The following is a 14,060-nucleotide window of genomic DNA, read 5'->3' on the forward strand; positions in this document are numbered from 1 at the left end:
CTACCTTTACCTCAGAGCAGAGATCTCTTCATCTGCTTAATCACGATAAGACTGATTATGAGTTCAACATTCGGTTAATGACCGCACAGTCTCAAACATAACGTCAACACCACGAGCGATTTGCTCATAATCCGTCCATTCATCTGGATGATGACTTAATCCATTACGACTCGGTACAAAAATTAGCCCTGTGGCTGTGATACCGGCAAAAATCATCGTGTCATGCCCTGCACCACTTACCATCGTTCGATAACGTAATCCCTGTTTTTGTGCATGATTTACCATCAATTGATGAATTTCAGGGGCTAATTTTGTGGGTGAAACATAAAGAGGCTGAATAACATCACTTTGAATATTCCTCTTAGTACTTTCCTGCTCAACCAGCGCGATGATTTGTGCAATGGCTTGACGTAACGCCGTTTCATTTCTCGAACGAATATCAACACTGAATGTGACTTCACTCGGGATCACATTTGCCCCATTAGGTAACACATTCAATCTTCCGACTGTTGCAACCGTACTTTCACCTACTGTTATCGCTATGTTCGCAATTTGGCTGATAATGTGACTCGCGCACACCAATGCATCAGCACGCATATGCATTGGTGTCGTTCCTGCATGCCCCGCTTTACCCGTTAATTTGACTTCAAGCTGAGCAATACCAACAATGATATCAACAATGCCAACGTCTTCATTTGCTTGCTCTAAGACGGGGCCTTGCTCAATATGCAGTTCTAAGAAAGCTTTCACTGTCGACGGTACAAGTACGGCTTCTGCTGCTTTATCGGCATTAAATCCCGCATCAGCCATACGTTGTGCCGCAGAAATACCTTGTCTGTCAGTTAATTGGTGCAACTCTTGGCGACCAATCAGACCTGTTATCACACTCGAAGCCATCAAACCACGCCCAAAGCTGGTTCCTTCTTCTTCAACCAATGCAATGACTTCAAGGGGATAACGTGGTTGAAGTTGTTGCTCACGAATACGCGCCACAACATCCAACCCTGCCACAATCCCTGCTGGCCCATCGAAAGCGCCACCATGGGGTACAGAATCAAAATGTGAACCAATCATAACGGCAGGCAACCCACTTTCCGTGCCTTCTAATCGTCCATAGAGATTACCGATGGCATCCTCACGTACCTGTAAGCCAAGCAGATGCATTTGCTCTTTTAAATATGCTCTAGCTTGCTTATCTTGCTCACTATAGCTCATACGAGTCGTTCCTTGACCCGGTGTCGATGTAAATTCGGCCAACTGCTCTAAATGCCGTTGAATTCTGAATGTGCTTGTTTCCATCATCATTTACCCTGCAAGTGGTGTAATAAAACCAACCATAATTCCAGCAAGTACCACAGAGACCATGGTCACTGAAATAAATCCACCGACTAACATGGGTCCTAACATATGGCCGGTCAGAATTTGCCTTTCTTTCTCATCTTTCGTCAGCGCATTAATCGCTTCATTCGTAATGATATAATCGGCTGGAAAACCATAGAGTGCGGTTAACGATACGGCGAATGCCATTTCTTTAGAGACACCCAGTATCTTTCCGACTATCCAAGAAGCGAGATACATCCCAATTACTGCGGCAGCAATTAAAACAATCATTGGATAAACCAGTCGTAATAACATGTCTGGAGTCGCATGGTTTAAGGTATCGAAAATAAACAGCATCAACGCCATAATGGCAAAGCCAAACCCATTGGCTTTTTGTAAAGGTTGCCTTTCTAAAAAGCCGAGTGAAGAAGCGATAACCCCAAATAACAGACATAATACAAATGGGCTAATGCTCACAATAGGGGCAGCCCATGTTGAAACTAAATAGGCAAGATACCCAACCGCGGCTAAGCGTAAAAACTTAAAATAACTGGTATTGTAATGTGAAGGTATTTTCTTGAATAAACGCGGCATCTCTTCTTCAGAAACCACCGTTTTTACTGCAACATCTTTTGCCCCTTCAACAGATAATGACGCGTTCCATTGACCATTACGGTATTGTTCAAGAACTCTGCGCCCTTCTCTTTTTAACATGACCGCTGTTAATGGGTATCCGGCAAAACCTTGCATAACATAAATTAAAATAGCAAACACGGATAAATCAATCAGGCCAGCATCCGCTGCCCCTTTAGACATAATAAGTGAAGAAACAATTCCCCCCACTAAGGGTGGAATAGCAACCAAGATTGTATTGAGATCAAATAACACCATTCCCACAGCGAATATAAATATAATAATGCCTAAAATTCCAGATAAGGAAATTAAAATGGTTTTCCACTGCCGTAAAAGTTCCTTTAGCGATAACAGTGTTCCCATATTGGTTATTAACAGATACATCAACATCACTGCAACCACTTGCGGTATTCCAGCAATACTTACAATATCCTTTGGAAAGAATGTCCAATAACCGAATAGGAATAAAACGGCACACACGAATACAGAAGGGATCCAAGCTTTGGTTCTCACCGCAATTGCATCGCCGATATACAATATCAAAACTATGATAAACAGAGCTAACATCTGTGACATAACTTTTCCCCGTCAATATCTTTTTCTAATTCAATTTTTTTAAGGCTATACGTTTTATTATTTTTTATAACGCGCGATATAACTTCATAATTAGTTTGATATATAGCCAAATATGAGATTATTTCGCTATCGATAATGGAAAATAGCAACAAAAATCATAATATCATCGAAAATCAATATGTATAGATAACGCTCTGGAAGACTAGGCAAATTGCCAAATAGAAAACTCATTATTAAAATAGTGATAAATAATAAAAAATCTATTGCAACATCAGGAATACGCTGATAATGGCGTGATTTTTTAGCGATATATTTCACAAAATACAGAGTTAATAATAAATAATTTCTTGGTTTATTTTTTGTTCAACGAGATTATATTCTGTTGTCGACCGCCATAATTCCAAAAAATACACTTATGATTTAGGAAAAAAGGTTGTTTTTCTCATAATAGAATCAAATTACTCCAAACAATCTACTTTATTAGCATTTTGTTAAAATTAGTGTGTAAAAAGTGTTTTTTTGCTAAAAGCCATTCTGAAATAATGCGTTCTTCATTTTAAAGATACGATGTGAGGATAATTGATCATATTTTTAACTAGACAAAATTTCACTCATTGAGAAACGTAAATACAATATAAAGAGATTCAATATCGTCTCCTTTAAAATAACTGATCGTAATTAGGGATTAATAAGGAATATTCATTTATAAAAATTATCTTAATATTTATAAATACCCACCTTACCCGTTGTCATTAACAAATAAGCGCCTAGTTTTTGCAACCAGAGTAAGGCGGTGATATCAATACTTTTCTTCTAAGCAGCCCTTGTGAGCTTACTCCTATTTTTCGCCTATTATGCATCCAGCCGAAAATATTCAATTTATCGTTAATCATCATCCACAATGGAAGAGCCGTTTTCAGGCATTACTGTTGCAATAGCCAATGATGACAAAGCATGCCTAAGAAGGTAAAAAATAACGCTCCTACAACATGAATTGCGATAGTACTCAGCGCAATCATCAATTTTCCTTCTTGAATCAGCATCAAAACTTCCCATGAAAACGTTGAGAACGTCGTAAAGGCACCACAAAAACCAGTCACAATAAACAATTTATAAGCTGGATTTAAATTTGAGCTAGCAAAATAAGCAATAGCAAAGCCAATAACAAAGCCCCCGACTAAATTCACAAACACTGTGCCCATTGGAATGTTTGGATAAAGATGATTAAGCCTTAAACTGACAAACCACCTTAGCCAACCGCCCAAGACGGAACCTAACGCAATAGAAAAAAGTGATGCATACATAGACAATCCCTTATAGCTGTAAACAGGGGATAAATGAGAAGGAAACGTTGAAAGCATTTATGCCCCAAAATATTCAGGGCGCATAATCGCTACGCCCCCTATCAATTGAAAAGGTTAACGTAGGCATCATTAGCCCTTTTTCTTTGGGCGGTTTTTGATAGGAGGAATGCCATCTCCTATCAATAGGATATCCATAATGAATATTAAGGTAAAGCGCCGAGTCTTGCAGTCATATTAACTCAACAATAAAACGTAAATTTTATTAATATCTTTTTCCGATTGGCATTCTATTTCGTCTTAATATGTAAATTTTAACGTAAATGGCGCATAATGTTTTGCACTGCAAAGCATATAACGGCTTATATCGTTTCATGTCACTATTGAGATCGATAATCAATGATAAAATTTCCACATGAAGTCAGATTAATTTTCATAGGATAAATCTAAAATGGATAAAAAACGCACACTATTGACCGCGGAGAATATTGGATACGTCATTGATAATAAAGTCATACTAGACAAAGTAGATTTTCGTTTATATGAAGGTGAATTCAAATTAATAACAGGGCCTTCTGGTTGCGGAAAAAGCACACTACTAAAAATAATCGCTTCGTTACTCTCGCCAACTTCTGGACGTCTGCTTTTTAATGGTCATGATTATACGACTCTCTCACCGGAAGAATATCGCCAACAAGTTTCTTACTGTACACAAACTCCCTCTTTATTTGGTTCTACTGTTTACGACAACCTATTTTTTCCTTATCAAATACGTAAGCAAACTTTTAATAAAAACAAAGTGCTTCAAGATCTAAGCTATTTTTCTTTACCCGAATTGTAATCCCCCCACTTTTCACAGTAACTATTTATAGAGTTTAAGCTACCTGTAATCGCTGTCTCGGGGGTATTCCTCCAATCGCCGTATTCGGCCGCTCATTGTTATAAGTCCAAAGCCACTGTGTGGCAAGTTCTTGAGCGTGCTCAACGCTCTCAAATATATTTAAATCAAGCCATTCATGACGAGCTGTTCGGTTAAAGCGTTCAATGTAAGCATTTTGTGTAGGCTTGCCAGGCTGAATATAAAGTAAGGTAATTTGCTGCCGTGTTGCCCAGTTTATTAGCTCTCCTGAAATATATTCTGGTCCGTTGTCGCATCGTATCGCTTTGGGTTTACCGCGCCACTCGATGACTTGTTCTAACGACCGAATAACTCGTGCGCTAGGCAACGATAAATCAACATCAATCGCTAAGCATTCACGATTAAAATCATCAATGACATTAAAGGTTCGAATGCTGCGGCCACTGGCTAAGCTGTCTGACATAAAATCCATAGACCATACTTGGTTAATGGCTACAGGCACACTGAGGGCATCAGGCTTATCGCGTTTTAAGCGTTTGCGAGGCCTAATTCTAAGATTAAGCTCCAACTCACAATAAATTCGATAAACGCGCTTGTGGTTCCATGCGAAGCCCTTTACGTTGCGTAAATACAAGAAACATAGACCAAACCCCCAACGTTTTTTGTTTTCGGTTAGGCGTATTAGCCAGTCAGCAATCTGATCGTTTTCAGCATTAAGTTTACTTTGATAGTAAAAGCAGCTTTCGCTCACATTCATGCACAAGCAAGCAAAGCGAATGCTTATGTCATACTTAATTGCGGCAGCCTTAGCCATCTCCTTACGATGAGATGGCTTTATAACTTTCCCTCAAGCGCCTCCAAACGAATCTCAGCTTTGAGACGTTCTTCCGCATACATTTTTTTGAGCCGACGGTTTTCGTCTTCGAGTTCTTTCATTCGCTTCATCAACGAAGCATCCATACCGCCGAATTTAGCTCGCCACTTATAAAATGTTGCAGAGCTAACACCATGTTCTCGGCAGAGTTCTGGAACGGGCATACCACTTTCATTTTGTTTAATGATTGCCAATATCTGGCTATCAGTGAATTTTGATTTACGCATAGAAAACTCCTTGAGTTTATTTTAATAGAATTTTCTATAAATAACTGCTGCGATTTTTCGGGGGGATTACAGAATCTATCTTAGAAAAAAGCATCAATGAGCTATCTGGAGGAGAAAAACAACGCATCTCATTGATTCGTAACCTTCAATTTTTACCTAAAGTTTTATTATTAGATGAAATAACCAGCGCTTTGGATGAGGCGAATAAAGTGAAAGTCAATGAATTAATCCATCAATTAGCAACACAACAAAATATTGCCATCTTATGGGTTACACATGACCAAGATGAAATTTCACATGCAGATAACATGATTACCCTTCCCGCTCATCATACCGAAAAATAGGAATAAGCCATGCACCAACCTAATATTACCAATGAATCCTTGGCTTTCTCTATCATGCTTGTTCTGGTTGCCATTTTTATTAGCCACAAAGAAAAACTCACTCTAGAAAAAGACATCATTTGGAGTACATGCCGTGCGATCGTCCAGCTATTAATTGTTGGTTATATTCTAAAGTATATTTTTCATGTTGATCATGAAATTCTCACTATCGCTATGGTTATGTTTATCTGCTTTAATGCTGCCTGGAATGCGAGAAAGAGAAGTAAATATATAGAAAAAGTTTTCGTAACCGCTTTTATCGCCATTACCTCCAGCACACTTTTAACCTTATTGATCTTGATTATCACCAAAGCCATTGTCTTTACACCTATGCAGGTGATTCCAATTACAGGCATGATTGCCGGCAATGCGATGATTGCTGTCGGTTTATGTTTTAATAATTTAGGGCAGCGTTTTAGTAATCAACAACAGCAAATACAAGAGATGCTAAGCCTAGGTGCAACCCCAAAAACGGCCTCTATTTCTATCATTCGTGATAGTATCCGAGCATCACTCATCCCAACAATTGACTCAGCAAAAACAGTCGGTATCGTCAGTTTACCCGGAATGATGTCTGGATTAATTTTTGCTGGTGTTGATCCATTGGAAGCAGTTAAATATCAGATCATGGTAACATTTATGTTATTAGCTACGGCCAGTTTATCGACCATTTTAACGGGATATATGACCTACCTTAAATTTTATAATAATCGTCATCAGCTACTTATAAACACGCTAAATAAGTAATCACAGAGGAAACACTGGGTAACAGCGCAATTATCCAGTGTTTTCTTATAAAGCGAATTTTCGCAATTTCCGATTTGGCTATTAGATCATAAAAATAAGTTATTTGAGTGGTTATATACTATTCTCTATTACAGCTAAATTCACTAAGCATTAATTTAGCTGCAATATCGCTTCCATAACGATTCCATCACTGACAACGGTAACAGATCATAATCCCCTTCAACTAATGGAATTGACAATACTGTTCTGCCGTCTTGATTTTTGTAAACCTTTACCGTGAACCGTTTATATCCTTCTATTTTTGCATTTTTTACCCTTAATACTTCCCCACAAACATAACCGACTTCCCCTTTGTCAGTTGTTGCACGAATAAAATTATATTTTATATTTCTAAATGCCGCTGACTCAGGATAAGACAAATAATCCACTACACTATATTTAACCGATTTGATCAGGTCCGGTTGAGGCTTATAATTAAAAATAACCCCTAATAGAAATGCACCACCGACAATCAGCACGATCGTGAGCAATTTGACTATATTCATACTTTACGCTCTTAAAAAACCAACACATTGATAATTAAACAAAAAGATATTTAACAAGCGTGTTAATTAAAGCATCTCTAAATAGTATAAGGTAGAGTACAGCTTTAGGTAACGATACGTCTCACATTAATAACTTAAATTTTTCTTACTATTATCTATTAAAAATAATTATGATAAGGCGAGAAACAGCGATGAAAATATAACAGTTAAAAATAACTCAGTTTAATAAAATTAAATTATTTTAACTCGTCTCACACAATCAAAGAGTAATCCTATCAGTAATAACGATTGAAAATAAGAGTTATTGCCCCACCAAACTGTTACAGTTTGTTTCTTTTAGCGAAAAAGAATATTTTCAGCATAATCACCATAAAACATTTAACTTAAGAACAAATAATATGGCATTTTAAAACATGAATAAATAAAAATATTTCCTTCAATAAGCAAATATTTGTATCTAAATATTTACACTCCCGCAAAAGGAGTAAATGAAGGATAAAAAATAGAAATCATAACGATAATTCATAATACAATCTAAATTTGTTATCTGTCGTTCGGCTATATCACCAGTACCGGCGGTCTTTAATTTATACAGATGAATCAATAAACCACTTTTTTCTATTTTGTGCTATTTTACCTTTCTCGTCGACTAGACTAATCGCGCTTCACTCATCTGGGAAAATATGACTCTAATCTCACATCACCATAGCGCGTCAAAACACGACATAGTGAGAAACTCAGTACATCAATAGAATAAGAGGTTAGCATTCAACACGCTTTTAAGGTGCAATTTGCGCCAGATACCCCTTAAAAATATACTTAAAAGCCCAATAGAAATAGTGAATACACCATGCCTTATTGATTGCGGACACAAAATAGCAGGCGTACCAATACAGAATATTCCTATAAATCTATCTTGAATGAGAAAACTAAAATTTTACGGCCAATTTTGACAATGGATTTCATTTTAGTCAGGTAGCATTTATACGTCTCTGTGATAGGGTGTATTATGACAAATACTCAATTGCTCTTACTTGCAATCAACAATATAAATGCAAATATCGATCTTTCAGATACACAAGCATCATATGTATATCAGTTTTACCATACACAAATTGCTCATAAGAATCTAAGTATTGATGATTTTTTAAAACAATTTATCGAACAAGTGGAACCCACTTTGGCGAGCAATAGCAATTTATGCCATAAATCTGAGCAGATCTATCAACTCATTCTGAGTTATTTGCAACAAGCGGAAGCGCGTTTTATTTATAATAAAACGTTGATTAATAAAAAATAAGAAATCAAACGCCTCTTTAACTTGCCCTAAAGAGGCGTTCACCGGAGATATAGCGCATTTCATTCAAAGGACAGCAACTCAGAAATCATCAATCCTTACGACCATATCGATAACTGTCACACTCACTTATCACTTAAGCGGTGAGTTATTTACCTTCCCCTTGAACCTCATAGAATTGTGTTTCAATCACTAAAGACTGCTTTTGAGTTTGCATTTTTCCATCAACATCATAGGTCGTTAAAACTTGGCAAGTTGTTGGTGCTCCCGACGGATTATATTGACATTTTCTGTCAACGCTATACCCCAAATCACCAAGCATTTTCTGTTCTATCCGAATATCCGCATAACGCTCACTATCGGCTATTGGCGTGTAGATCGTCTGCATATACAATTGATTGTTATCATAGTAATTCATTTCCTGAAGCTCACCTAAATGACTATAAACTAATGTATCAATGGTATCGCTACTGCTATTGGTAATACTCTTGATATAACCCCGTTCATTGTATTCAAAATACGCAGTACCATAATGATCTTTTTGAGAGATAAAACGACATTGGTCGTCTAAATTAATAATAATCTCCCCTTGAGCGCTACGACCTTTTAATTGGTTATCTTCTCTTGCTAATTGTATATGCTGGTTAGCGGCAGAAGAAATGGACTCAAAACTCTCAATACAACTGTTTTCGTCCAATTTTAAGTTAATCTCATGAGCGACTATATTATTTTCAGTATAAAACGTCGCATTTATTTCTTTTACAGGCCCCTTTATTAATACACCACTGTACAATGCGTATATATTTTGTATTGCTGGCAGATATCCCTTTTCTGCTGATGCCGTCGACATTAATAAACTCGCTAATGTGAAAGCGAAAGTTATAAACTTCATCATTATGCACTTTGCCTTGCTTCAAATTTATAAGGAAAGATGATCTCTTCGTGTTGATTCGAGTAATCACTATCAGGATCTGCTAACCATTTTTGTAGTTTCTTCGCCGTCTCTTTTGCCATTTTGCTATAATCAATACGCACAGAGGTTAATGACGGATGAATATAATCACAATTAGATGATCCTTCAACGCAAGCAACCGCTAACATAGACGGTACTTTTACGAGTCTTCTTTGACATTCAAATAACACACCTAATGCAATCATTTCATGGCTACATATGACGGCATCAAGCTCAGGCTGCCGTGTTAGCATTTCGCTAATCGCTTGGCGCCCAAAATCCATCGTCGCAACATAGGGCGTCGTAATACTTTGTTCAGCGCTATGATAGTGACTGAGCATGGCTTTTGTCCAACCACTCAATTGCTGACTTTGTACTTTGCTATCCATCTGGGCGCCTATATAACCAATTCTTTGATACCCTTTTTGCAGCATATAGTGGGTTAAAAAAAACACGGCTTCACCAATATTACTTCTGATGTTTAATGACAGCGGATAATTCGATTCACCTGCAACACCGATGACGGGAATATCAATATTTTTAAGGTAATTAAAAACGCTCTCGGAATTAATTGCCCCAAAAATCACTACAGCGGCAGGATTACTTTGTAATAACGTAAATAGAACCTCTGCTTCTTTTTTTTGCTGATAATCATGACTACCAATAACAACCTGATAACTATTTTTATTCAGCACGTCTTGTAATGGTTGCAGGAATGCCGAACTCGCGTAGTCCCTTAATGACGGTACTAACACTGCTATGGTTCTGCTTTGGCCTGATGCTAATATTCCAGCCGCAGAGTTTGGTATGTATCCCAACTCGGCAACGGCTTCATTAATTTTTTCTCGCAGTTTATCTGATACCAAATCAGGAGTACGCAACGCTCTCGATACAGTCATTGATCCCACACCTGCATATTTGGCCACATCCTGAAGCGTTACCCGTCCTGTATTTTTTCTTTTGCGTATTTTTTCCATAAAAGGTTTTTTTGCTCTATTTCATTCTCTATCTGGCTATAAGTTACCACAGGTTAGTTTTGTTAATGAGCGGACTTTTATGCTCTTTGCTTTTTATTCGCTTTATTTTTGCGAAATGATAGCGCTATCACGAAAATGAATAATTCAACTAGATAGCGCTACCATTGATCACTACTATGCTCTTAGTTAGAAGAAAAGCTAAAAAAAGAGTTTTACATTACCAGGAGCAAATTTAATGCTAACGACATTACTGACCCCCAATGTTATTCAGGTTGTCGAAAACGCCACTGATTGGCGAGAGGCGATTAATATCGCTTGCGAACCCTTGATTAAAAACAATTCCATTCAACCTTCTTATATTGATGCCATCATTCATTCACATGAAAAAATTGGTCCTTATTATGTGCTAGGTCCAGGCATTGCAATGCCCCATGCTCGCCCGGAAGACGGTGTTAACCAATTATCACTGGGTTTAACCGTTATCAAGAATGGTGTGGAGTTTGGATCTGAAGGCAACGACCCAATCAAGCTGTTAATTGTTCTTGCTGCAACTGACAGTGATAGCCATATTGGCGCCATTGCTAAACTTGCAGAACTTTTTGATAATCAAGAAGATATTGACAGCATTATGCAATCAGAAAACATCGATGACATTCTCAATATCATCGCTCGTTACTAATTATTAAAAGGAAATCACATGAAAATCACAGTCGTATGCGGAAATGGTTTAGGTACTAGCCTAATGATGGAAATGAGCATCAAAACAATTTTGAAAGACTTGCAAGTCAATGCAGATGTTGATCATGTTGATCTTGGTTCAGCAAAAGGAACTGCAAGTGATATTTATGTCGGAACTAAAGATATCGCGGAGCAATTAGTCGCACAACACGTTAATGGTGAAATTGTTGCGCTAGAAAATATGATCGACAAAGTTGCAATGAAAGAACATTTGAGTGTCGCTCTGCGTAATCTCGGCGCACTATAAACGGAGGCGGTATGTCATTTTTTCGTTTTCTGATGGAAGATGTGCTATCAGAACCCGCTATATTAGTGGGTCTGATCGCACTTATCGGTCTGATTGCTCAAAAAAAACCGGTGACCGAATGCATTAAAGGCACCATCAAAACCATCATGGGTTTTGTCATTTTAGGTGCAGGTGCTGGTTTAGTCGTTAGTTCACTCGGTGATTTTTCAGCGATTTTCCAACATGCCTTTGGCATTAACGGTGTCGTTCCAAACAATGAAGCGATCGTCTCTATCGCTCAGAAGAGCTTTGGCCGTGAAATGGCGATGATTATGTTCTTTGCCATGTTAATCAACATACTCATTGCACGCCTGACACCATGGAAATTTATTTTCCTCACCGGCCATCACACATTATTCATGTCAATGATGGTTGCCGTTATTCTAGCAACTGCTGGAATGCAAGGAACAATGCTAGTCGTCGTTGGTTCACTGATTGTCGGCTTTTGTATGGTGTTTTTCCCAGCCATCGCGCACCCATACATGAAAAAAGTCACGGGTTCTGATGATGTCGCCATTGGTCACTTTTCCACTATTTCATATGTCCTCGCTGGTTTTATTGGCAGTAAATTTGGTAATAAAGAACATTCAACTGAAGATATGAATGTGCCAAAGAGCTTGCTTTTCTTACGTGATACCCCAGTGGCTATTTCATTCACTATGTTCATTATTTTCATTATTACCTGCCTATTCGCGGGTGGTGATTATGTACGTGAAGTGAGTGGCGGTAAAAATTGGTTCATGTTCTCATTAATGCAATCTATTACATTTGCTGCGGGTGTTTATATTATCCTGCAAGGTGTTCGTATGGTGATTGCTGAGATCGTACCTGCTTTTAAAGGTATTTCGGATAAATTAGTACCAAATGCAAAACCAGCTCTAGACTGCCCTGTCGTCTTCCCTTATGCGCCAAATGCTGTATTAGTCGGTTTCTTAAGTAGCTTTGCTGCCGGCATAATCGGTATGTTTATTCTCTATGCGCTCAATATGACCGTCATTATTCCAGGCGTTGTGCCACACTTCTTCGTTGGTGCAGCAGCTGGCGTATTCGGTAATGCAACAGGCGGACGTCGAGGTGCCATTTTAGGTGCCTTTGCGCAAGGTTTATTGATTACCTTCTTACCTGTATTCCTATTACCTGTTCTTGGTGATATCGGTATCGCAAATACAACATTTAGTGATGCTGACTTTGGAGCTATCGGTATTCTGTTAGGTATTATTGTACGCTAGAAATAAAATCCCCATAGCCACCTTGGCTACGGGGATTTTTCACTTCATTAAGCAATCAATTTCCAAATGCTATTAGCCCAACTTACCCACTAACGCCCCTTCTTTAAATAAGAACTCCTGCAAAGAAATCAAATCATCCGGAGTCACATGAATAACCCCTTCTCCCGGAATATCAATCTCTGCAATCATAAATAACGCTAATGTTGTTAAGGAAGGCAATATTAAAATTAACCCGTTCTTTCCTTTCGTGCCTCGGATGTTGTATCCAATCAAGATATTAGAACAAATCGCAAAGAAAATGAGTAAAAACCAAGCTGCGTTTGGTATTTGATGACGCCAACTTGCCATGGTTTTTTGCTGTGAAAGATAGAGGTCACTAAACGCAGTGAGTACAGAAGCAATGACTGGGTTGGGAGATTGGTTCGCTTCCTTAACGGCGATATCCCAGAGTGCGGCTTGCTTTTCTAAAGATACCCTTCGCCATTGATTATTTTCATCACTGATACCCGATTTAAAAAATTCAATTCTTGCTTCTAAATACTGCTGTAATAGATGGATTGCATCATTTTTATCGCTATTGTTGAGTATTTGTATCCGTTGATAAGCATTGCCAATCGCAATCGCTTCATTTTCCTCAGTTTGTTGGCGGTTATTATAGCCATTGATTGAAATTGACAACACAAAACCAATCAATAACCCCAGTAAGGATAAAATTGCGCCTAATATTATTTTCGCTTCGTCATCCGCAATGTCTTCATGTGCATTCCTACGCTTAAATATAAATTTACCGATGTAAGCTGAAATCACTAACAAAATAAACGTAATAACAAATAAGAGAATAGAGTCAATAGGTGTGTCATTAATTAATTCAGAAAGGCTAAACATAGAGAAGTTCCAGATAAGAAATTTCTCGATGATATAACATATCCAGAATAACACTTTCTAGCTTTTTAACGACCAAAAACAAGTTCAGATTTTAACGCTAAAATGCCATCTAAAAATGATTATTTGCTTGCCATTACTCATGTTCACACCTAAAAAAACAGCTAGTTAACCTACTGTTTTTTAATTGGTTTTTGATGTTCAAATTCAAGCTTTGGCATACACTCCTCGAGT

At 37.9% G+C, this 14,060-nt stretch carries 13 protein-coding genes, 2 pseudogenes and 1 riboswitch; of the genes and pseudogenes, 7 read left to right on the plus strand and 8 right to left on the minus strand.

Features of this window, described 5'->3' with window-relative positions; genetic code table 11:
- Positions 1 to 63: 63 nt before the first annotated feature.
- The 3 genes from M1F03_RS11515 to crcB form a co-directional block, all read right to left on the minus strand.
- Entirely contained in the window at positions 64 to 1,302 is a 1,239-nt protein-coding gene (locus M1F03_RS11515; protein ID WP_251464357.1) for a Zn-dependent hydrolase, read from the minus strand.
- 3 nt (positions 1,303 to 1,305) lie between these two features.
- Entirely contained in the window at positions 1,306 to 2,529 is a 1,224-nt protein-coding gene (locus M1F03_RS11520; RefSeq protein ID WP_251464359.1) for a hypothetical protein, read from the minus strand.
- Between the two features lie 923 nt (positions 2,530 to 3,452).
- Complete coding sequence (crcB, locus tag M1F03_RS11525; RefSeq protein WP_196713006.1) at positions 3,453 to 3,833, minus strand: fluoride efflux transporter CrcB; 381 nt, start codon at positions 3,831 to 3,833, stop codon at positions 3,453 to 3,455.
- A gap of 113 nt (positions 3,834 to 3,946) precedes the next feature.
- A riboswitch (Fluoride riboswitch) is annotated at positions 3,947 to 4,019 on the minus strand.
- A gap of 262 nt (positions 4,020 to 4,281) precedes the next feature.
- On the opposite strand from crcB, the pseudogene M1F03_RS11530 reads away from it, so the two are divergent.
- Positions 4,282 to 4,665 (plus strand): annotated as a pseudogene (locus M1F03_RS11530) (ATP-binding cassette domain-containing protein); the annotation flags it as partial.
- Between the two features lie 40 nt (positions 4,666 to 4,705).
- Here M1F03_RS11530 and M1F03_RS11535 read toward each other — a convergent pair.
- Positions 4,706 to 5,790, minus strand: a protein-coding gene (locus M1F03_RS11535) for an IS3 family transposase (protein ID WP_374195714.1) whose coding sequence is annotated in 2 segments (ribosomal slippage) — positions 4,706 to 5,529 and positions 5,529 to 5,790 — 1,086 coding nt in all. Because the reading frame shifts where the segments join, the coding sequence is not laid out codon by codon here.
- 65 nt (positions 5,791 to 5,855) lie between these two features.
- Here M1F03_RS11535 and M1F03_RS11540 point away from each other — a divergent pair.
- Both M1F03_RS11540 and fetB read left to right on the plus strand, forming a co-directional pair.
- Positions 5,856 to 6,134 (plus strand): annotated as a pseudogene (locus M1F03_RS11540) (ATP-binding cassette domain-containing protein); the annotation flags it as partial.
- A gap of 9 nt (positions 6,135 to 6,143) precedes the next feature.
- Positions 6,144 to 6,920: an iron efflux ABC transporter permease subunit FetB gene (gene fetB, locus M1F03_RS11545; RefSeq protein ID WP_154621971.1), complete on the plus strand. Its 777-nt coding sequence runs from the start codon at positions 6,144 to 6,146 to the stop codon at positions 6,918 to 6,920.
- Positions 6,921 to 7,075: 155 nt separating this feature from the next.
- On the opposite strand, the gene M1F03_RS11550 is transcribed toward fetB, so the two are convergent.
- Positions 7,076 to 7,465: a hypothetical protein gene (locus M1F03_RS11550; protein WP_154635772.1), complete on the minus strand. Its 390-nt coding sequence runs from the start codon at positions 7,463 to 7,465 to the stop codon at positions 7,076 to 7,078.
- 1,009 nt (positions 7,466 to 8,474) lie between these two features.
- Here M1F03_RS11550 and M1F03_RS11555 point away from each other — a divergent pair.
- A complete protein-coding gene (locus tag M1F03_RS11555; RefSeq protein WP_154624729.1) occupies positions 8,475 to 8,765 on the plus strand; it encodes a hypothetical protein in 291 nt (96 codons plus the stop codon).
- A 145-nt stretch (positions 8,766 to 8,910) separates the two neighbouring features.
- Here the strand turns inward: M1F03_RS11555 and M1F03_RS11560 are convergent, their stop codons facing one another.
- Together M1F03_RS11560 and M1F03_RS11565 are read right to left on the minus strand one after the other, a co-directional pair.
- Entirely contained in the window at positions 8,911 to 9,657 is a 747-nt protein-coding gene (locus M1F03_RS11560) for a YnfC family lipoprotein (RefSeq protein WP_163862093.1), read from the minus strand.
- Positions 9,657 to 10,691, minus strand: coding sequence for a LacI family DNA-binding transcriptional regulator (locus M1F03_RS11565; RefSeq protein ID WP_154624731.1), 1,035 nt, complete (start codon positions 10,689 to 10,691; stop codon positions 9,657 to 9,659). The genes M1F03_RS11560 and M1F03_RS11565 overlap by 1 nt, the downstream gene beginning before the upstream one ends.
- Before the next feature lie 235 nt (positions 10,692 to 10,926).
- On the opposite strand from M1F03_RS11565, the gene M1F03_RS11570 reads away from it, so the two are divergent.
- Genes M1F03_RS11570 through M1F03_RS11580 form a run of 3 tightly spaced genes read left to right on the plus strand, consistent with a single transcriptional unit; the run spans position 10,927 to position 12,944 of the window.
- Entirely contained in the window at positions 10,927 to 11,370 is a 444-nt protein-coding gene (locus M1F03_RS11570) for a PTS sugar transporter subunit IIA (protein WP_154624732.1), read from the plus strand.
- Positions 11,371 to 11,388: 18 nt separating this feature from the next.
- Positions 11,389 to 11,676, plus strand: coding sequence for a PTS sugar transporter subunit IIB (locus tag M1F03_RS11575; protein ID WP_154624733.1), 288 nt, complete (start codon positions 11,389 to 11,391; stop codon positions 11,674 to 11,676).
- A gap of 11 nt (positions 11,677 to 11,687) precedes the next feature.
- Positions 11,688 to 12,944 (plus strand): PTS ascorbate transporter subunit IIC, encoded by a 1,257-nt coding sequence (locus tag M1F03_RS11580; protein WP_154624734.1) that lies wholly within the window; start codon positions 11,688 to 11,690, stop codon positions 12,942 to 12,944.
- A 72-nt stretch (positions 12,945 to 13,016) separates the two neighbouring features.
- Here the strand turns inward: M1F03_RS11580 and M1F03_RS11585 are convergent, their stop codons facing one another.
- Positions 13,017 to 13,829: a hypothetical protein gene (locus tag M1F03_RS11585; protein WP_251464362.1), complete on the minus strand. Its 813-nt coding sequence runs from the start codon at positions 13,827 to 13,829 to the stop codon at positions 13,017 to 13,019.
- Between the last annotated feature and the right edge of the window lie 231 nt (positions 13,830 to 14,060).

This window comes from Providencia sp. PROV080 (assembly GCF_033688105.1).
GTDB lineage: Bacteria > Pseudomonadota > Gammaproteobacteria > Enterobacterales > Enterobacteriaceae > Providencia > Providencia zhejiangensis.